The following is a 19,665-nucleotide window of genomic DNA, read 5'->3' as shown; positions in this document are numbered from 1 at the left end:
GCAACAGCGGTCTCTGCAACAGCGGTCTCTGCAACAGCGGTCTCTGCAACAGCGGTCTCTGCAACAGCGGTCTCTGCAACAGCGGTCTCTGCAACAGCGGTCTCTGCAACAATTGAATGCTGTGCTCCCCCTGCCTTAAATCATCTGAAGAGATTGGCCCCGCATAAGGGGCTAAGTAAGAAGCAGCAGCAGGCCGACTCTCGTTTGCCTATATGCTCTAATCTTGAGCTCGATTTAGTGTTTTTTCTTTTTTCACGATGGTCTGCTCATATCTTTCGATCTTATCATCCATGCGTTCAAGCACCTTATGCATATCTTCCATTCTTGCTCTAAGCAGCTTCCGCTGCTCGATTAGGAGTTCTTTTCTGGCCTCTTTCGTTTCATCACCCTGTTGAAACAGCCCAACGTACTCAATCAATACCTCAACAGGCAGACCGACGCCTCGCATACACTTAACAAATTCAACCCACCGGCAATCTTCTTCGGTGTAGTCTCTGAGCCCGCTTTTATTGCGGTTCACTCGCGGAATAAGCCCAATTCGTTCATAGTAGCGAAGCGTATCCTGTGACAAATCATATTTTTCACTTACTTCTGCTATAAACATGCTCGTGTCACCACCACATTTAAAATAAAGAACGCCCAAGGAAATGGTCAGGGCGTTCTTGTCCTATCTTCCTATTATACGGCGCCAATTACCGGATGAGGAACATACGGCTCCTCCAGCGATGCTACTTCTTCAGGTGTTAGCTTAATTGAAAGCGAAGCTGCAGCGTCCTCGAGATGGGATATTTTCGAAGCACCGACAATTGGACCTGTTACCGTTTCCTTCTGCGCTACCCAGGCAAGTGCGATTTGAGCACGGGGAACGCCACGTTTTTCAGCGATTGCTGCAACGCGCTCCACAATCACTCGATCCGTATCCGCAGTCGCATCGTATTTCGATTTCTGCACTTGATCGGTTTCGGAGCGGTGCGTCGTTTCCGACCAATCACGCGTCAATCTTCCTGATGCCAGCGGACTGTAAGGAATGACACCGATTTTTTCTTCCTTGCAAAGCGGCAGCATCTCCCTTTCCTCTTCACGGTAGATGAGATTCATATGATTTTGCATGGACACAAATTTGGTCCATCCATTTTTCTCAGCTGTATACAGCGCCTTCTGGAACTGCCATGCATACATAGCGGAAGCGCCAATGTATCTTGCTTTTCCAGCCTTCACGACATCATGCAAAGCTTCCATCGTTTCTTCAATAGGGGTATTATAGTCCCAACGATGAATTTGATAAAGGTCTACATAATCCGTTCCCAATCGCTTAAGGCTCTTGTCTATTTCGCTCATAATGGCTTTCCGGGAAAGCCCCGCACCATTCGGCCCTTCATGCATGCGGAAATGCACCTTGGTTGCGAGCACAATTTCATCACGGTTCGCATAATCCTTTAGAGCCCGTCCAACGATTTCCTCGCTTGTTCCATCTGCATACACATTTGCTGTATCAAAAAAATTAATTCCCAGCTCCAGCGCTTTTTTTATAATAGGACGACTGCGCTCTTCATCAAGCACCCATGGATGAACCCAACGTTCTGCTACACCAAAGCTCATACAGCCAAGACAAAGCCGAGATACATCCAAGCCCGTATTTCCAAGTTTCACATATTCCATTAGATCGTTCCTCGCTTTCGGTTAAGTACGATTGCCTTCGAATGTAGTTTACCCTCTGGAGTTAACTCCAAGTCAAGCGATCAAATGACATGTATAAAAAAAGCTGATCGGCAAATGACGCCGACCAACTTTTTTTCAATGCTCATTCATCTCGAATAACGAATAGTACACCGATAAAAATCAATATCGTACCTATCCAAAAAGACAAACCAATTTGCTCGCCTAGCAATAACCACCCTAAAAAAGTGCCGACAATAGGTTGGAAAAAGAAAAACAATCCGCCACTTGAAGCATTGAGCATTTGCAGTCCACGATTCCATAATAAAAAGGCGCATGCTGTCGAAATAACCCCCAAGTACAAAAGGCCGCCCCAAATCGATGGATGCAGCATGGCTTGAAAATCAAGCTCAGGCAACCGGCTTATTGTAAAAGGTGTAAGTAAAACTATGGCTGCTAGTGTTGTATAGCACGTTATGACAATTTGTGAATATTGCCCGGGTACCCGTTTAATAAGAACAGACATAAGCGCCCATGTAAGCGCTGCAATAAGCAGGGATACCCCACCAAGTTGAATAGATGGATCAATTTCGGATTTTCCGACAATAATGCCGACACCGATGGATGCTAAAATAATCGAGCTTGCCTTTTTAAACGTTATTTTTTCTTTTAAGAGGATACGCGCAAACAGTACCATGAATGCAGGTGTCGTTGACGTAATAATCGCACCCATTTGGGCTGTAGAAAGCATCGTACCCACTTCTTGAGTCAGGATGGAAATTGTATTTCCAATAAGTCCAATTAGGAAGATTAACAGCAAGTCTCGTCTTTCAATATGCCATGATTGTTTGGTTGCAACGCCAATAATCAGCAATGCAAAAAAAGCAATGACATAGCGAATCCATACTAATTCAAGTGGTGGCACAATGTCTACCACATGTTTCACTACAACATACATCCCGCCCCAAATGCTAGCTGCGAGCGCTAAATACAAAGAACCTAACCAAGTGTTTTTCATTGAGTACCCTCCGTTTATCCAGAACATTCCTGCCCTTAACGGAGTTGTAGTTTTCTGCCGTTAAGGGAGAATAACTACAGGTACATCATTTTCAAAAAGTGGCGACCACATCATCCATCTTCAGCTCACTTTCAAAAGAATAGTTTTATTTTACACGAAAACAAGATTAAAAAATAGTCGGCACCATACCTCCATCCATACGGATGGGAGAGCCTTTAAATGCGGATGCATAAGGACTGCATACAAATGCGGCTAGTCTTCCTATTTCAACAGGCCTGATAAATCGCTGTATTTCCGATTGAGGCAGGTTTGCAGCCATAAATTTTTGCTCTTTTTCTGAAAAAGCCATGTCTTCATCGGAGTACATGCCCTCGATGATTTGATGCACTTTTTCAGAAAGTGTCGGTCCGGGCATAATCGTATTGACTGTAACCTCTGTTCCTATCGTTAATTTAGATAAGCTTTTTGCCAAGGATAACAGCATGGACTTTGTCATTCCATACTGTGGCATTAGTCCAGATGGCATCATGGCTTCTTCACTTGCAATAAAAATAATGCGGCCATCATTATTTTTCAACATTTTAGGCAAATAAAATTTTGTTAAGCCGTTTGCGGCAAGAACATTCGTACGGAAATATTTTTCCCATACGTCGTCGTCGACATCCTCATATTTCATGATTTCATATATGCCCGTATTATTAACCAGAATATCAATTTCGGGATATTTTTCAAATAAAGCTTCCCTTTGCCCACTATCCACAATATCAGCTGCAGCATTTTGAGGAGAGGTAGCAGGAAATTCCGACTTTATTTCGCGTACTGTTTGTTCTACCTCATCATGATTTCGTCCATTAATAAGGACATGAACGCCTTCTTTGGCAAGTTCCATGGCAATGGCTTTGCCTATGCCTTTCGTTGATCCTGTAACTAAAGCTGTTTTATTGGTTAATCCCATTTCCATCATACATTTCTCCGTTTCATTTACTTAACGTATTGGCAAGATTATTAGCAGTCATTTATCCAACAGTCCATTGCTCGGAATAGTACTTATATTACCTTGTCCGGCCTGCTCAGTAACTAGCCTGTTGCGCCAAAGGTCTTGTTTCATACGCCAAATCATAAAACGCAGTACATCGTTGCCGTCCATCTTATAGCGAGTTTGCACCTAACTGTTTCTTGCGCCAATTGGAGGGCGTATCTCCTTCCCAATGTCGAAAGGCGCGGTAGAACGAGTTCTGGTCCTCATAGCCAATCAAGAAAGCCACTTCTTTAATAACGAGCGAGGGGTTTGCCAAGTACTGTCGTGCCTGCTCATGTCTAGCTTGTGTCAATAGATGCTTGAAGCTCGTGTTTTCTTCAGTAAGCCGGCGCTGCAGCGTACGATCGCTCATGCTTATTTCCTTCGCCACTGCCTGAATGTCGACCTGCCCTCCTGTGAGGCTGCGTTTTATGATCCATTTGACCGTATCGGCCATTGAACGGCTGCGCTGCTGGTCATTGAGCGATCGGTCCAAAGCAGGCGTCAGAATTTCCAGCAGCTCTTCGTTGTATGTGACAAAAGGGAGCTCCAGATCGCTTCGATGCAGTATCAATCGGTTGCCTTTTGCCCCTATCTGTACCGGGCATCCGAAATAAGCTTCAAGGGCTTGTAAATCGCCCATTGGGTGTGAAAATTCGACGAACTTCGCCGTCAAAGGCTGGCCCGTGCCCCGGCGCCCAAGCTCCAGAAGAAAGGCCAGCGTAATACCAACCAGCATCGAAGGGCCAGGTTGTTCGGTATTCAGCCATCCTAGTTCGATTGTACAGTGCTCGCCCTCCTCCGTAATCTGTAAGCTTTCTGGGGGACATAGCTGTTTGTAGCGGGCCATGCGGTTCAGAGCGTCACGGTAATTACGAGCGTGGTAAGTGGCTAAGACAGTTGGTGGATACTTCGCTGTGTCAAAGACAGTCGCAAGCTTGATGATCCCTATGGCGGTTTCACCAATAAGTTCGGAATAAGCCTGCCAAATCGCGAAGTATTGGGCGGTAGTGACTGCTGGCTCAGTAATAATGGTGAGCGGCAGCCGTGCTTTGCGAGCTGCGTCGTGGGCGGCGATCCCTAGTTGACGCAATCCTTCCCAAAATCCAGGCGGGATTTTAATGCGATCTGCGAAATGAGCCTTCATCTATGTGACACTCCTTTTGCTGCTTATTCATTCTATCTTAAGTACATTTAACAACATTTAAGTCTGATCAGTCTAATTTGCCCGTTTCGCACACAAATAGATAAAAACCTTCAGCACTTCGCGGGTAGGCGCGAAACTGAAGGCTTTTCACTCTAAAATGGATACGCTACTGGGATGAAGGTAAATGAGGGAACAGGGCAAAATTAATTTAATTCTGTCATTGCAGGCTTAGCCAGCGGCAGCGTAATTTGCACTTCCGTGCCTTCGCCATGTCGACTAACGATATGTAGAGTACCATGATGGGCCTCAATAATTCTGGAGCTGATCATCAGCCCAAGGCCCGTGCCTTTTTCCTTTGTCGTAATAAAGGGCTGCCCGATTTTCCCGATAATGGAGTCGGTCATTCCGATCCCCTCATCGCGAATCGTCAAGCAAACGCTATCAGGAAAGTTTGAGCGAATCGCAATCGTAACGCGACCGCCGTCAGGCATTGCCTCGATCGCATTTTTGATGACATTAATGAATACCTGCTTGAGCTGATTGGCATCTGCATGAATGATCATTAAGCAGTCTTCCACCTGCGTCTCAATATCCACGTTCGTCATTATCGCCTGTGTTTCCAGCACCGAAATAACGCCGCGCAAAATATGTACCAAATTCTCATCGTTGAATCTGGTAAAATGCGGCTTCGCCAAAGTCATAAATTCATTTACGATTAAATTAATTCGATCCAGCTCGTTGGACATAATATCGAGATAGGAGCCATAACCTTCGTTTTTGGTTTTGAGCAATTGCGTGAAACCTTTGAGCGCCGTTAGCGGATTGCGAATTTCATGGGCAACGCCCGCAGCAAGCTGGCCAATAACCGACAGCTTCTCGGAACGCACCAGCATATCCTCAGATCGCTTGCGATCGGTCAAATCCCGGATTACCGTTAAAATAACCCGCTTGCCCATATAGTTGTTAATGCGGATGCTCGACATTTCAACATCTATCGTCTGCCCATCCCTGCAAATAATTTGCCGCTCCTCAAACTGGCTCGGCTCTTCATCAAACATAATCAGATCCATCTTCCTAAGCGAATCCTCATGATGGTCAGAATGAATATATTCAAATACCGAATGTCCAATTACTTCGTTTTTGTCATCGGCCTGAACGAGCTTGATTGCCGAATTGTTGGCGTAAATAATTTTCCCATGGTCGCTAAGCACAATCGGCTCGGGCAGCAGCTTCATGACACGCTGGTACATCTCGGCACTTTCCCGCAAGGAACGCTCAAGTGCAACCGATGAGGTCACATCCTTGGCTGAGCCTAGCATCGCCGTTCTGCCTTTGTACATAATGAGCGAGAGATTGACTTCCAAATAGACGAAGCCGCCATCCTTCTTCTTGCCGCGTACGGTAACGGTATAGCGGGGCTCACGCTTTTTGATCAAAATTTCCGCCACCTGCCGCTTAATGGTGAACAGCTCAATCGCATCAATGTAGTCGGCGGTACGCAGCGTAACAAATTCCTCTCTCGTGTAGCCGAGCATGGCGGACATATACGAGTTAATATAAACGATTTTACGATCCTGCCTCACAAAAACGCCGGCTAGCACATTTTGCGTCAGGTGGCTGTATAGCTGCTCCGTCTCCCGAAGCGCCTTCTCGGTCTGCTTGCGTTTCGTAATATCCCGCTCAATAGCAACGATTCCGGTCGTCTTGCCGCTGCTGTCGCGAACAGCGGATAAGGTAATGCTCACATGCAGATGCTTGCCGTTCTTGCACAGCTTTGGGTATTCCGCTGCGGCTACCTTCTTGCCCTCAATCACCTGATCGTAAAGCCTGGCAAACTCCTTATAGAGATGGGCCGGGCCAACGGGGAGCTTCCTGCCTACCAGCTCCTCCTTCGTCCAGCCGTACATCTGCTCAAAAGCTGGATTAACATCCAGCACGATACGCTGCAAATCGACAATAACAATACCATCTGTTGTCTCTTCCCAAATGGAGTTCATATAGGTATGATACAAGTCCGCACTTACATAGTCGCTCATCCGAACCCTCCACTTTCAGCCCTATTCCGTCCTCATGAGTTGTAAATTCAACATGGGTTGTTAACTTCCCTGCTAGCGCATCCAGATTTATTGGAAAATAAATATATTCATCCCTGTAAGACGTTAACTCTTTTATAAAAAATTAGAAATCCGCGACAGGTTTCACGACACGTATTACGCAGCTTGGCGGGAAGCTTGGCGAGCAGCACTGCGTGTGTATAGTAGCGAACTGATGACCGTGCCCAGCACAATAACGGACATGCCCCATAAAATATGATTGAACGCCTCAGATTTAGCCAGCTGTGCCTGCCATACAATGGCGGTGCCTATCAAGGCGGCAGTCAATGCGCCACTGAAAAACTGGGCAAGCTGGAATAATCCCATTCCCGCTCCAATTTCCTTTTGCGGCAGCAGCCTCGACATTTCATTAGACACGCTGCTCGTTAAGGCAGAGAAACTAACACTAAGCAGCATATAGATCATGAGAATTGCCCAATAGGAATGTACAGCGCTGAATGCGAGCGCGAGTGAGGCGGCAAATAGGCCGACCGGAGCCAGACGGATAAAGAAACGATTGCCTAGCCGGTCAATGGTACTGCCAATATATCTTGAGGCAACCATCGTTGCCAGCGAGCCGGGAAATACGATTAAGCCGGACTGGGCAGGCGTTAAATGATACACGCCAGCGAGCACCTGTGGAACGAGAAATAATGCGGCAAAGTTGTTCATATACGAAGTAACGCCCAGCATGCCAAGCAGCATGTATGGCTTATTGCGGAACAAATCCGGCTGGACGAAGGGGTCCTTCGCCTTGTGAATTCGCCACCAGAACAAGGCAACCGCGACCACACCGACGATTAAGGCGATCAGGCTTTTGCTCGTCAAGGCGAGCAGCAGGCCTGTCGTTCCAATGCCAATCAGCAGCGCGCCCGCTACGTCGAACGAGCCGCTTTTGCGGCTTTCAGCCGGAATCATTTTATAGAACATAGGAATGAGCAAAATCATTATTGCAGTAACCGCAAATAAATAATGCCAGCCCAAATATTCGACGATCACACCGCCGATAACCGGACCAAGTCCAAGCCCTAGCGAGGTTGCGGACATAATAAGCGCCATCGCCCGGCCGCGGCGGTCAGCGGGAATAAACCGTGTAACGAGCACGATGCCAAGCGCGGCAATCGCTCCTGCTCCCGTTGCTTGAATAAGACGTGCAGCCATTAGCAATATAAAGCTGTTGCTGAAAAAGCCTAAAATCGACGCCACGCCAAGGGAAGAAAGGGCAATGAGAAACAGTAGCTTCATCGGTATAAAATCCGAAAGCCTGCTGTACGTAATCGAAGCAATCGCGAACATAATGGAATAACCCGTAACAATCCATGAGGTCGCAATCGCTGTGAGGGAAAATTGCTTCTCCACATCCGGCAGCGCCAGATTAAACATCATTGTATTCATAACGACCAACGTTAAAGCAAAGCTAAGTATTAATATGACCAGACCTTCTTTTTTAAGGCCCGCTTCTCCGTTATTCATGCTGCTTCAAAACTCCTCATCCACTGCTTTATTTTTTATATATAGTAACATTTACGTAGTTGGTTATGCTATTTATTTTTTTGGTATGTAGAAAGATGGAAAAAGAGAAGCAACGACCGCAGCCGAGGATAGCCCTCTGCTGCGGTCGTTGCTTTGATTAAAAGCATTACTTGCTGGTCATCTATCAGCCGATACCAGCTTCGCTATGTTTTACGCCTTTGCTGCGTACATGAGCTCGACAAGCGTACGTACCATAACGCCTGTGCCGCCTTTCGGCTCCAGTGCCTTCGCCGACTCGCGGAACGACACGCCCGCAATATCGAGATGAACCCAAGGCAGATCCTCAGCGAATGCGCCGATGAACAATCCGCCCGTAATGGTGCCCGCTTCACGGCCGCCGCTGTTTTTCAAATCTGCCGCTTCACTCCGAATTTGCTTCTTGTATTCCGGATAAGCCGGAAGCTGCCATACTCGCTCGCCAGCACGCTCAGATGCCTCACGCACCTGCTGCATGAGCCCATCATGATTCGTCACCGCTCCCGTCGCTTGCGAGCCGAGCGCTACCGACACCGCTCCTGTCAGCGTCGCGACATCAATCAGCTTCGTTGCCCCGCGGCGAATCGCTGTCGTGAGTCCGTCGCCAAGCACCAGCCTGCCTTCGGCATCCGTATTCACCACTTCCACCGTCAGGCCGTTCATCATCGTAATGACATCGCCCGGCTTCAGTGCGCGATCCGATGGCATGTTTTCCGCCGATGGAATGACCGCAATAATGTTCACCGCCGGCTTAAGCTCGCCAACAGCCTGCATTGCGCCAAGCACTGCCGCAGCGCCGCCCATATCGGCAATCATCTCCTCCATGCCAGGCGCCCGCTTGAGCGAAATGCCGCCTGTATCAAAGGTGATGCCTTTGCCAATTAAGCCCCAAGCCGCTTGCTCGCCTGGCGCACCCTTATAATGCAGCACAATCATACGCGGCGGGTTGATGCTGCCTTGACCGACCCCAAGCAAGCCGCCCATGCCCTGCTCGGCTGCTGTCCACTCATCAATTATTTCAATGTCAAAATCATACTGGCGGGCAAGCTCCTCGGCATACGTAGCCAGACCTTCAGGCACGAGCTTATTGCCCGCTATATTCGTCAAATCACGGGCGCTGATTACGCCATCGGCACAGGCAACGCCGCGTGTAATTCCAGCGATCCATTGCTCGCTGGAATTAGATGCAGCACCTTGCGCTTCATTTCCTGCGATGGAGAAATACACTTTACCGATCGCATAACGCGTCTTCGCTTCGCGTTTCTCTGGCAGGCGGTCATGCACCGCCAGCTTCAGCCCTTCAGTAAGCGCCTGAGCCGCTTGCTGCTGGGAAAGCCCTTCTGCTTCCACCGCAGATAGCGGCAGCAAAACATGTACGGACTGCGCTTTTATGCGCTTCAAGGCTTTGGCCGCTGTTGCAGCCGCTAGACGCAAGCCGTCTGCGCCGGATTGCTCCTCATAGCCAACCACTATTACATGCTCGGCAGCAGGATACAAGCCGAGCGTCTGAATGACGTGAGCCTGCTCCGCCTCTCCCTTGAACAGCCCTTTGAGAGACAGGCTGCGAATAGCCTGGTCAATTTGCGGCAGCAGCCATTCGGCTGAAGCATCGCTAAGCTCACGCGGGCTAATGAAACGAACGACTGCATCTATTGGTTCAGCACCTGGCGTTCCATATGTAAATAATGTACTCATGGTCAATCATTCCTCTCCTTTTAGCGCCTCCCGCCATAAAGATGAAAAAAAATCGGGGGGCATACCCCCGATTTTAATCATTTATTCCGCTAATGGCAAATAAATAATGAATGATGTGCCGCTTCCTACGACGCTTTCGACGCGAATAGAGCCGCCATGATTGCGGATGATCCGATAACTGACGGATAAGCCAAGGCCTGTCCCTTCTTCCTTGGTCGTAAAAAAAGGATCAAATAATCGAGCTAATGTCGCCTTATCCATTCCCTTCCCATTATCCTTCATCGTAATCTCCACATAAGAGCCATCAGCTCTCGTTGACAGCTCAATAATGCCGATATCATCGCTTTCCCGCTCCGCTACCGCATCGAGCGAATTTTTCACAATGTTGAGAATGACCTGCTTAATCTGCTTCATGTCGATCGAAGCGACGAGCGCATATTCATCCCCTTCGAGCTGCAGCTCGATCTGGCAATTGCGCATAAGCGCCTCGCTCTCCGTAAGCAGCGCAACTTCTTTAAGTAGTAAATTAATGGAAAACGCTTTCTTTAATGGAGCTGACGGCTTGGACGAGTTTAGAAACTCGTAAATAATATCATTCGCACGATCAATTTCGGCTAAAATGATTCGGGCATATTCCTCCTTGCCCATTTGCAGCAAATACGGGCGCAGCAGCTGGATAAATCCGCGTATCGACGTCAGCGGATTGCGAATTTCATGTGCGATGGCAGCCGCAATTCGGCCAAGCATGGCTAGCTTGTCATTTTGTAATGCCGTTTGTTCAATCTGCTTATACTCCGACACATCTTTGACGCTGAATAGAAAATCACCTTCAAGCTGATCGCCGTAGGTGACCGTTACGAGCAAATGATTGCCATCCCTATCCTGAAACTCATAACTCCGCATGCGCCTAAGCAGCATTTCCTTGTACAGCCTTAAAATCATTTTCCGGGTATACCGGCTAAGCTGCGGATGCCGCAAAATTTCAGGCAAATTGCAGCCCACCAGCGTTTTGCGGGGAATGTCTAGGTGCTTCGCCATTTGCAAATTAATGAATGACAAAATGCCTTCACTGTCAAACAATGCGATGCCGCTGTCCATATGCTGCAGCACATTTTCATACTTATTTTTGACCATTTCAAATGAACGATTGGAACGGAGCAGCATTTCCCTCATTTCCGTAAACTTCTGATCATTGGTTTGATTCGCCAGCAAATGAAAACGATAAGCAACCATAAATTCGATTAAAAAAATGAACGAACGATTGTACAATTTGACTGCTTCTTCCGAGTCCACATTCGATACTAATGTCTGCATGCAATCCTCATGGATCGCAATGACATCATCAAGTTGGATTCCCGTTAACTCTTTGCCTAGCTCTGCTGCTTGATAAAGAGAACTTTCCTTATCACTTCGTATGTATTCGGCAAGTGCCGGGAAATAACGCTTTCGCATCATCTGCATCCTCTACTCCCCCCCGGCAGCATCAATGGACAACGCTAATTCAAGCTATACTCATCATAGATTTTGGATGTCCTTCATGTCAATGAGAATATTTGTCGAAAAATGGTATTTTTACAACGAATTGGACGAATCCTAAGCTGACCGCTGCCAGCCGTATGTATTTTCCACGTTTGTTCGATAGTTAAAATGGAGCTGACCTTCCCAAATGGTCTTCCATTTATTTTTATCGCCAGCCTTCCCCCCGTTACTTTTATCTTTATTTTTGCCCGAATCCTTGTTTTCACCATCTTTATGGTTATTGTTTCTGCCATCTTTTTTATTATTACCACTGCTTTTGTCTTTATTTTCGTTTTTGTTTCCCTGGTTATTTTCTTGCTTATCGTTATTTTCTTGTCCGTTTTTATGCTTGTTCTTGTTCTTGTTCTTGTTCTTGTTCTTGTCTTTGTCTTTGTCTTTGTCCTTGTCCTTGTCCTTGTTCTTGTTCTTATCCTTGTCCTTATTCTTATCTTTGTCCTTGTCGTGATGCCCGCTTTTTCCGTTATCCTCCTGTTTGGCTGGCGTCTCTTGGACAGTCGCCCCAGTAGTTGATGTAGGCTTCGTCGATACCGTTTCCTCGGGCTTCGGAGAAGCCGCGCCATCCGTCACTGAGCTTATAAGAACAGGCGCAGAAGTCGGAGAGGCTGCAGGCTTAGCAGGCGCATTGTCCACAACCGGAGCGGAGGATTGCACAGCTTCTTGCTTTGCTTCCGCCTCAAGCAAGCTTCTCAGGCTTTCTTTGGTCGTTTTATCAGCATGCTTCATAATCGTTTTCACTCCGCCAAGCGGCTCGGTTATCCTGCTGATGGAATGCTGCTGGAAGTTTTCCAGCTCAAGATCATAACCTTCATCCTTGGCCATCAAATAAACCGCCATCTTGCCCGACGACAGCCCGTACGCTTCCGCTGCATCCCGCAGCTCTACCGGCGCAGACAGCGTCATAATTTCTACAGCCGCCTGCATATATCCGTCCGCCACCATATCTGTCAAAGCCTTATTAAGCTTAGTCGAAAATAATACGTCCATCTGCGGGTCATCACCGCCAACGACTACGCTCGTCACTACAATATCCTGCATCTTATCGTCAAAATAGTGCATGCCCGCAATTTTTTGCATAATAGCCGATGTGACCAGCGCAAGCGATTTATTTTTGTAGGACACTCCAGCGATGACCTGCTTGCCCGCCTCATTGAACGCATGCAGCTCCTGCACCTGCTCGCGGCTGTCAATGCCGATTTCAATGCTTGGATTGATGTCCATGCTGAAATAAGCGACTACTGGATGCTTGCCGCTCTGAACATACAGCAGCACTGGCAAAATAAGCAGTACGATAGCCGCAGCCACTCCGGTTCTCCACAGCAGTGCTTTTGGCCTCCTGCGCCTCGGCCTCTCCTCCTGCTGAATCACAATTTCATCGCCAACTTTAACGTTGCGAGGAAGCACGGAATTGATGAATCTGCCATCCGCCGTCAGCACAATTGCCCTATTCTTTTGTATCTGCATTACGACGCCACGGTTCATCATTCTGCCTCCTTGCTCGCTTCTCGCTGCCAATCATCCAGGTCCAGGTAATCTTTCAAAAACGGGTACGTGCCCCGTAAAATACATGCAATAGCAATCATATATTTACGATTGCGTTCAATCGTCTTGCGGGACAAGCCGCTCGCCTCCGTCAATGCTTTGACCGGCAGCTTGCCTGTCAGCTTTAATTGGCCAAACATCGCCGCATCCTCTGCTAATATCGCTGCTGTTCGCATCAGCATTTTGCGTGAATCCGCATGCTTCGGCGACGCGTCGACCAGTTCAGCGAACGAAACGCCATATTTCAGCAGCTCCTGATTAAATTCGCCCATCTCCAGCCGGCGTTCATCCGCCGTACTGTTCAATTCATATGCAGCCAGCGCCTGCTTCAGCTCAACAGGATTGTAAAGCTGCTCCTCATCGTCTAAACGCTCGAACGTGCTATATGGAACCGAGGATAGATGACGCTGCTCACGGCGCACATAGTCAATTAGACGGCGTCTGATGACCGTCTCGGCAAAACCAAGAAACGATCTCCCGGATTCCGGCGAAAATTGGCTAATGGCCTCGTTAAAGGCGATTAAGGCCACGCTATATTCATCATCCCTGCTCGCATTGACATAACGTTTGCAGAAGCGGCTTGTCACTTTTGCAATGTATGGCTTATAGCTTGCAATGAACCTCTCCCGCAGCAGCTCGTCTCCTTGCTGAATTTGCAGAACCGTCTGCTCCGGCGTCAGGGATTGCATGGATTTCGTATTTTTTAATAATGATTCCTTCGCTTTCGTTTCTACGGTGTCGGTGGGCACGGTTTTCCGCAAGAAACGCTTGAATAATACAAGTAGCAACCGTTCCACCTCTCATTCATAGGTTTCGGTCAATCTGTGTCGCTTGAGGGGGTAGGCCCCGAAATTTATGAGAAAAATGAAAAAGCCCCCAAACGGAGGCCACATTTCATAAAATGATTCATTTTAGACTGATGTTCGCCGCTCTTTAAGCTTATTGCGCCGGCTGCTTAAAATAACCAGACGCTTCTTTAATTCACCTTGCCATGCGATGTCGTTAATTTGGTTCGCAAAGCTGAGCAAATCAAGTGATATGTCAATTTGGCTCAGTACGACATCCATCGGATCTTCACTTTCATGATTTACGCAATTTTCCCGAAGGTCCTTGCCTTCTTGCTCCACATACTCCTGAAAATCAACCTCAGCGGCGCCGTCTCCATGTGCGTATTCAGCCAATATTTCATACTCATTTTCTACCAAGTGGTGAATCTCCACACGGTTGCATACCGGGCAGAACAAAATAGGCACGTTATGGATATGTGTCCGAAAATGCTTTAATGTCCCTTTGGTACCAATCATACTAGCTCCACAACAAAAACTCATCGACGACGACCTCCTTAGCTGTTGCCAGTTCGCAGCAAGCACGTTTCGTTTGACATAAACTTATTCGCTTTACACACGTACAATTCCTGCTTTTTTCGTAATAGAAAAGCCCATGCCAATATTTGGCACGGGCTCTTTGTCTTAGCTTCTGCTAAAGAGAAGCAAATTTGGATTAAACAGACAGCGTTTGCTGACCTGGCTTCCAGTTCATTGGGCAAAGTCCGCCGGATTGCAAAGCTTGCAATACGCGAAGCGTTTCGTCTACGCTGCGGCCAACATCGTTATGGTTAACGACTTGGTATTTCACTTCGCCTTCTGGATCGATGATGAACAGACCGCGAAGCGCGATACCTTCTTCTTCAATCAGAACGCCATAATCTTTAGCGATTTTTTTCGTAATATCAGCAGCAAGAGGGAACTCAAGCTTGCCAAGACCATTATCGTTAACGGATGTATTAATCCATGCTTTGTGGCTGTGCTGGCTGTCTACGCTCACACCAAGAATTTCAGTATTAAGCTTCTTGAACTCATCAGCAGCAAGGCTCAAAGCTGTAATTTCAGTTGGGCAAACAAAAGTGAAGTCAAGTGGATAGAAGAACAAAACCAACCATTTGCCTTTGTAGTCTGCAAGGGATGCTTTGCCGAAACCGGAACCATCACCGATTGCTGTTTCTGCTGTGAAATCTGGAGCTGGGTAACCTACCAAACGTTCTGCCATAATTTGAAATCCTCCTTGAGTTTTAATGATGAGCATGTATCGATGCGTGAACATCGGTGACTATCGCTATCTATTGATAAATATTATCACTAGATTATATTGAAGTCAAGATTGTATTCAATATTTTTTTATAATTATTATAATTAAGCTTTTTTCAGCGCTGCAATGATCAAATCGCCCATTGCCGATGTGCCGATAGCTTTGCTCTTGTCTACCGCGATATCGCCTGTACGGTGTCCTGCATCCAGCACTTCTTTAACAGCATCTTCAATCGCTTGCGCTGCATCGTGGTAGCCGAAAGTCAGACGGAACATCAGTGCAACCGACAAAATCGTTGCGATTGGGTTCGAGATGCCTTGTCCAGCAATGTCAGGAGCGGAACCGTGTACCGGCTCGTAAAGGCCGAAGCTGCCTTCGCCTAGGGAAGCGGAGGAAAGCATGCCAATGGAACCTGTCAGCATCGCTGCTTCATCGCTCAAAATATCGCCAAACATATTTTCCGTTACGATAACGTCAAAGCTCGATGGACGGCGCAGCAATTGCATTGCGCAGTTGTCGACAAGCACATGCTCCAGCTCAACCTCTGGGTATTCAGGAGCAATCCGGTTAACGACTTCGCGCCACAGGCGGGAAGTTTCCAGCACGTTTGCTTTATCTACGGAAGCCAGACGCTTGCTGCGAGTCATCGCAATATCAAACGCTTGGCGAACGATACGCTCAATCTCTTGTACATTGTATACGCAAGTATCAACCGCTTCTTCGCCGCCAGCACCTTCACGACGGAATTTCTCGCCGAAGTAAATGCCGCCTGTCAGCTCGCGCACAACGATCAGGTCAGTGCCTTCCAGCACTTCTGGTTTAAGCGTAGAAGCTTCCTTCAAGCAGTCAAATACAGTTGCCGGACGAATGTTGGAGAACAGGCCCAGCGCTTTGCGAATGCCGAGAAGGCCAGTCTCAGGGCGAAGCTCCTTCGAGTTGTTGTCCCATTTCGGACCGCCAACAGCACCGAGCAATACAGCGTCAGCATTTTTACAAAGATCAAGCGTCTCTTGCGGCAATGGTGTTCCTTTTTGATCGATTGCAATACCGCCGAACAGGCCGTGCTCGGTTTCGAACTGATAGCCGTAAAGCTCTTCTACTTTTTTCAATACTTTAAGCGCTTCGCCTACGACCTCTGGACCAATACCGTCGCCGGCAACTACTGCAATTTTTTTAACTTCTGACATTGTTGTGTAACACTCCTTATTTTTGAGCTCGGATGAGCTATTCTCATTCTGTTATCATTTGTACCATATTTCAGAGCTGAAAACAAAGATATAAAATCTATGGTCTTTATAGGCAATGCTTATAAAGGCTATTGAATACGCATATGGCTCGGCAGAACGTAATAAAGGAGGAGCTTCCGCTCCCCCTAAGCTAACTAAATCAAGCTCATTTTATCGCGACGTCCTGGCGATTTGCGTTTCTCAATTAGGCGGTTGAGCGCATCGATGTAGGCGCGTGCGCTCGCTTCCAAAATATCGGTGCTAAGGCCGCGGCCCTGCGCAGATACTTCATTTTGGTTCAGTACAACATGCACCTCGCCAAGCGCATCCTTGCCTTGGGATACTGATTTAATCGAATAATCCTCAAGCTCTACAGCTTCAGAAGTCACTTTATCGATCGCATTGTAAATCGCGTCAACAGAGCCATTGCCTTCCGCTGTTCCTTCGCTAACGCTTCCATCCGCTTGGCGGATAATAACCGAAGCGCTAGGCGTTGATTGGTTACCGTAGCTCACTTGAATTGTCTCAAGCGTAAATACTTCCGGCGTGTCCACGAGCTTTTCTTCCAGAAAGGCACGAATATCTTCGTCGGTGACATTCTTTTTGCGGTCAGCCAAGTTTTTGAACTTGGAGAAGGCCACGTTAACCGCTTCTTCATCCAGCTCATAGCCCATGTCGATCAGCTTCTCGCGGAATGCGTGACGACCGGAGTGCTTGCCAAGTACGAGCGAAGACTCTTTCAAACCGATGGTATCGGGCGAAATGATTTCATACGTCGTTTTTTCCTTGAGCATGCCATCCTGATGAATGCCGGACTCATGCGCGAAGGCGTTGGCGCCCACAATCGCTTTATTGCCTGGCACCACCATGCCTGTCAGCTTGCTGACCAGGCGGCTCGTCTTGGCAATTTCTTTCAGGTTCAGCGTCGTCGTTGCGCCGAAATAATCGGCACGCGTCGCAAGCGCAAGGGCAATTTCCTCGATTGCCGTGTTTCCGGCGCGTTCGCCGATACCGTTAATCGTACCCTCTACTTGATCTGCGCCGTTAAGTATAGCAGACAGTGCATTGGCTGTTGCCATGCCCAGATCATCATGGCAATGCGCGCTGAGCTGGATCGTTTCGATGTTCGGAACGTTTTGCTTCAGCGTTTTGAAGATGTTGCCGAATTCCTGCGGATTCAAATAACCGACGGTATCCGGAATATTAACGACTGTCGCTCCCGCGCGAATCGCCATATCCGTTACTTCGCAAAGGAAATCAAGCTCTGTGCGCCCAGCATCTTCAGGCGAGAATTCGACTTTATCAAAATATTTCTTCGCATAACGAATAGCGCGCTCTGCTGTTTCCAGCACTTGCTCCTTCTCCATCCGCAGCTTGTGCTTGCGGTGAATTGGGCTTGTCGCCAGGAATAGATGGATGCACGGGTCCTGCGCGCCTTTAAGCGCTTCACGCACCGCGTCAATATCCTGCTCGCGCGAGCGCGACAGGCCGATAATCGTTGCATTTTTGATAGCTGTCGCTACCGCATTAACCGCTGCCAAATCGCCGGGAGATGCCGCAGGAAAACCAGCTTCAATCCGATCCACACCCAGCTTTTCCAGTTGGAGGGCGATTTCCACCTTTTCCTTCGTGTTCAGGTTGACGCCTGGAGACTGCTCCCCATCACGCAATGTTGTGTCAAAAATATAAATTTTACGCATTTCCTTGCACCTCCGGGAACAGAATGATCCCGGTACGCACGGACAGCTCTAAGACTGCGCCTGCGCGCAGCTCATCCGCCGGTGAACCGGGATTATTTCTTCATCGCTTCATGCTATGGGGGCGCATCCCCGCAAGGTTAAACACCTATTTGAAGATACGCCCTAGTTAAAAAATATTACTTCTTGATCCAGTGCATAAGCTCACGAAGCTGCTTGCCTGTTTGCTCGATTGGATGAGCTGCCTCGTTGCGGCGAGTAGCGTTCATCATCGCTTGTCCTGATTTGTTTTCCAGGATGAAATCGCGAGCGAAACGGCCGGATTGGATATCTTCCAATACGCGCTTCATTTCTTTTTTCGTTTCAGCTGTTACAATGCGAGGACCCGTTACATAGTCGCCGTATTCAGCTGTGTTGGAGATGGAATCGCGCATCGAGGAGATGCCGCCTTCGTACATCATGTCAACGATCAGCTTCAGCTCGTGCAAGCACTCGAAGTAAGCCATTTCTGGAGCATAGCCAGCTTCAACAAGCGTTTCAAAACCAGCTTGTACAAGCGCGGATGCGCCGCCGCAAAGAACTGCTTGCTCACCGAAAAGATCGGTTTCTGTTTCTTCTTTGAAAGTTGTTTCGATAACGCCTGCACGAGTACAGCCGATACCTTTAGCATAAGCAAGACCGATTGCTTTTGCGTTGCCGGAAGCATCTTGCTCGATTGCGATCAAGCCCGGTACGCCAAAGCCTTCTTCATACGTACGGCGAACCATGTGGCCTGGCGATTTAGGAGCAACCAGGAATACGTCTGTATCTTTGCTTGGCTTGATTTGGCCAAAGTGAATGTTGAAGCCGTGGGAGAACATCAGAGCCGCGCCTTTTTTCAGGTTCGGTGCGATTTCCTCGTTGTATACTTGTGCTTGTGTTTCGTCAGGCAGCAGGATTTGAACAACGTCTGCTACTTTAGTTGCTTCAGCAACGGTCAATACTTCGAAACCGTCTTTTTTAGCTGTGTCAGCGGATTTACCAGGTCGAAGACCGATGATAACTTTAAGTCCGCTGTCGCGAAGGTTTTGCGCTTGTGCGTGGCCTTGGCTTCCGTAACCGATTACTGCGATCGTTTTACCTTGAAGTACGCTTTGATCAGCGTCTTTTTCATAATACAATGTAACTGCCATGTGAATAATTGCCTCCTTTATTTTGACCCTTTTGAACGGGTGTTTAAGTAGAGAATGACGCGAATAGCCGCGGTTCTCCGCTTAAACTCCCGCTCAAAGCGGGGTAAATCCATATTTTCAAGGTGAGACGGCTGTCGCCGTCCTTTGGCGGCGCGGCGCGTTTCAGTCCGAGAAATATAGAGAAAGTATGACGAAATCATATACTTTCCTATATTTCAAGCAAAAACGACTTCGTCGTCCTTCTGGAACGTGCGAAGAGCTTTGCCCTAGA

General features: G+C 47.9%; 17 protein-coding genes. 1 reads left to right on the top strand and 16 read right to left on the bottom strand.

Going from position 1 to position 19,665, the window contains the following annotated elements; translation table 11 throughout:
* On the top strand, positions 1-116 hold a 116-nt coding region (locus tag AC6B99_RS32415), incomplete at its 5' end, for a hypothetical protein (RefSeq protein WP_496665092.1).
* 101 nt (positions 117-217) lie between these two features.
* On the opposite strand, the gene AC6B99_RS32410 is transcribed toward AC6B99_RS32415, so the two are convergent.
* The 16 genes from AC6B99_RS32410 to ilvC form a co-directional block, all read right to left on the bottom strand.
* Entirely contained in the window at positions 218-604 is a 387-nt protein-coding gene (locus tag AC6B99_RS32410; protein WP_056043200.1) for a MerR family transcriptional regulator, read from the bottom strand.
* Between the two features lie 74 nt (positions 605-678).
* Positions 679-1,659: an aldo/keto reductase gene (locus tag AC6B99_RS32405; protein WP_056043197.1), complete on the bottom strand. Its 981-nt coding sequence runs from the start codon at positions 1,657-1,659 to the stop codon at positions 679-681.
* A gap of 142 nt (positions 1,660-1,801) precedes the next feature.
* Positions 1,802-2,674 carry a DMT family transporter gene (locus AC6B99_RS32400; RefSeq protein WP_496665090.1) on the bottom strand — a complete coding sequence of 291 codons (873 nt, stop codon included), beginning with the start codon at positions 2,672-2,674 and terminating at the stop codon, positions 1,802-1,804.
* 166 nt (positions 2,675-2,840) lie between these two features.
* A complete protein-coding gene (locus tag AC6B99_RS32395) occupies positions 2,841-3,635 on the bottom strand; it encodes an SDR family NAD(P)-dependent oxidoreductase (RefSeq protein WP_494878621.1) in 795 nt (264 codons plus the stop codon).
* 187 nt (positions 3,636-3,822) lie between these two features.
* Positions 3,823-4,839, bottom strand: coding sequence for an AraC family transcriptional regulator (locus AC6B99_RS32390; RefSeq protein WP_496665089.1), 1,017 nt, complete (start codon positions 4,837-4,839; stop codon positions 3,823-3,825).
* 203 nt (positions 4,840-5,042) lie between these two features.
* Positions 5,043-6,875 carry a PAS domain S-box protein gene (locus AC6B99_RS32385; RefSeq protein WP_494857668.1) on the bottom strand — a complete coding sequence of 611 codons (1,833 nt, stop codon included), beginning with the start codon at positions 6,873-6,875 and terminating at the stop codon, positions 5,043-5,045.
* Between the two features lie 174 nt (positions 6,876-7,049).
* Positions 7,050-8,405 (bottom strand): MFS transporter, encoded by a 1,356-nt coding sequence (locus AC6B99_RS32380; RefSeq protein WP_496665088.1) that lies wholly within the window; start codon positions 8,403-8,405, stop codon positions 7,050-7,052.
* A gap of 210 nt (positions 8,406-8,615) precedes the next feature.
* Positions 8,616-10,136 carry a leucyl aminopeptidase gene (locus tag AC6B99_RS32375; RefSeq protein ID WP_496665091.1) on the bottom strand — a complete coding sequence of 507 codons (1,521 nt, stop codon included), beginning with the start codon at positions 10,134-10,136 and terminating at the stop codon, positions 8,616-8,618.
* An 81-nt stretch (positions 10,137-10,217) separates the two neighbouring features.
* Entirely contained in the window at positions 10,218-11,597 is a 1,380-nt protein-coding gene (locus tag AC6B99_RS32370; RefSeq protein WP_056043177.1) for an ATP-binding protein, read from the bottom strand.
* A gap of 132 nt (positions 11,598-11,729) precedes the next feature.
* Positions 11,730-13,157: an anti-sigma factor domain-containing protein gene (locus tag AC6B99_RS32365; RefSeq protein WP_496665087.1), complete on the bottom strand. Its 1,428-nt coding sequence runs from the start codon at positions 13,155-13,157 to the stop codon at positions 11,730-11,732.
* On the bottom strand, positions 13,154-14,002 hold the full coding sequence (gene sigI, locus AC6B99_RS32360; RefSeq protein ID WP_496665086.1) for an RNA polymerase sigma factor SigI: 849 nt from the start codon (positions 14,000-14,002) through the stop codon (positions 13,154-13,156). Before sigI ends, AC6B99_RS32365 begins: the two co-directional genes overlap by 4 nt.
* 123 nt (positions 14,003-14,125) lie before the next feature.
* The gene (locus AC6B99_RS32355; RefSeq protein ID WP_056043172.1) at positions 14,126-14,542 is read right to left on the bottom strand and encodes a hypothetical protein; all 417 of its coding nucleotides are present in this window, start codon (positions 14,540-14,542) and stop codon (positions 14,126-14,128) included.
* Positions 14,543-14,714: 172 nt separating this feature from the next.
* On the bottom strand, positions 14,715-15,260 hold the full coding sequence (locus AC6B99_RS32350) for a peroxiredoxin (protein ID WP_056043169.1): 546 nt from the start codon (positions 15,258-15,260) through the stop codon (positions 14,715-14,717).
* 143 nt (positions 15,261-15,403) lie between these two features.
* Complete coding sequence (gene leuB / locus AC6B99_RS32345) at positions 15,404-16,486, bottom strand: 3-isopropylmalate dehydrogenase (protein ID WP_056043166.1); 1,083 nt, start codon at positions 16,484-16,486, stop codon at positions 15,404-15,406.
* 194 nt (positions 16,487-16,680) lie between these two features.
* Positions 16,681-18,225, bottom strand: coding sequence for a 2-isopropylmalate synthase (locus AC6B99_RS32340; RefSeq protein WP_496665085.1), 1,545 nt, complete (start codon positions 18,223-18,225; stop codon positions 16,681-16,683).
* A gap of 176 nt (positions 18,226-18,401) precedes the next feature.
* Positions 18,402-19,394, bottom strand: coding sequence for a ketol-acid reductoisomerase (ilvC, locus tag AC6B99_RS32335; RefSeq protein ID WP_056043160.1), 993 nt, complete (start codon positions 19,392-19,394; stop codon positions 18,402-18,404).
* Between the last annotated feature and the right edge of the window lie 271 nt (positions 19,395-19,665).

The organism is Paenibacillus liaoningensis (genome assembly GCF_059609455.1).
The sequence above is the reverse complement of the archived record's forward strand: the minus strand, read 5'-3'. Positions and strand labels throughout refer to the sequence as shown.

Bases quoted from the DNA above. Each gene is read 5' to 3' on its own strand.
- AC6B99_RS32365 (WP_496665087.1), bottom strand. From the start codon at position 13,157: ATGATGAACCGTGGCGTCGTAATGCAGATACAAAAGAATAGGGCAATT.
- leuB (WP_056043166.1), bottom strand. From the start codon at position 16,486: ATGTCAGAAGTTAAAAAAATTGCAGTAGTTGCCGGCGACGGTATTGGT.
- AC6B99_RS32390 (WP_496665089.1), bottom strand. From the start codon at position 4,839: ATGAAGGCTCATTTCGCAGATCGCATTAAAATCCCGCCTGGATTTTGG.
- AC6B99_RS32340 (WP_496665085.1), bottom strand. From the start codon at position 18,225: ATGCGTAAAATTTATATTTTTGACACAACATTGCGTGATGGGGAGCAG.
- AC6B99_RS32370 (WP_056043177.1), bottom strand. From the start codon at position 11,597: ATGCAGATGATGCGAAAGCGTTATTTCCCGGCACTTGCCGAATACATA.
- AC6B99_RS32375 (WP_496665091.1), bottom strand. From the start codon at position 10,136: ATGAGTACATTATTTACATATGGAACGCCAGGTGCTGAACCAATAGAT.
- AC6B99_RS32405 (WP_056043197.1), bottom strand. From the start codon at position 1,659: ATGGAATATGTGAAACTTGGAAATACGGGCTTGGATGTATCTCGGCTT.
- ilvC (WP_056043160.1), bottom strand. From the start codon at position 19,394: ATGGCAGTTACATTGTATTATGAAAAAGACGCTGATCAAAGCGTACTT.
- AC6B99_RS32355 (WP_056043172.1), bottom strand. From the start codon at position 14,542: ATGAGTTTTTGTTGTGGAGCTAGTATGATTGGTACCAAAGGGACATTA.
- AC6B99_RS32350 (WP_056043169.1), bottom strand. From the start codon at position 15,260: ATGGCAGAACGTTTGGTAGGTTACCCAGCTCCAGATTTCACAGCAGAA.
- AC6B99_RS32380 (WP_496665088.1), bottom strand. From the start codon at position 8,405: ATGAATAACGGAGAAGCGGGCCTTAAAAAAGAAGGTCTGGTCATATTA.
- AC6B99_RS32385 (WP_494857668.1), bottom strand. From the start codon at position 6,875: ATGAGCGACTATGTAAGTGCGGACTTGTATCATACCTATATGAACTCC.
- AC6B99_RS32400 (WP_496665090.1), bottom strand. From the start codon at position 2,674: ATGAAAAACACTTGGTTAGGTTCTTTGTATTTAGCGCTCGCAGCTAGC.
- AC6B99_RS32410 (WP_056043200.1), bottom strand. From the start codon at position 604: ATGTTTATAGCAGAAGTAAGTGAAAAATATGATTTGTCACAGGATACG.
- AC6B99_RS32395 (WP_494878621.1), bottom strand. From the start codon at position 3,635: ATGGAAATGGGATTAACCAATAAAACAGCTTTAGTTACAGGATCAACG.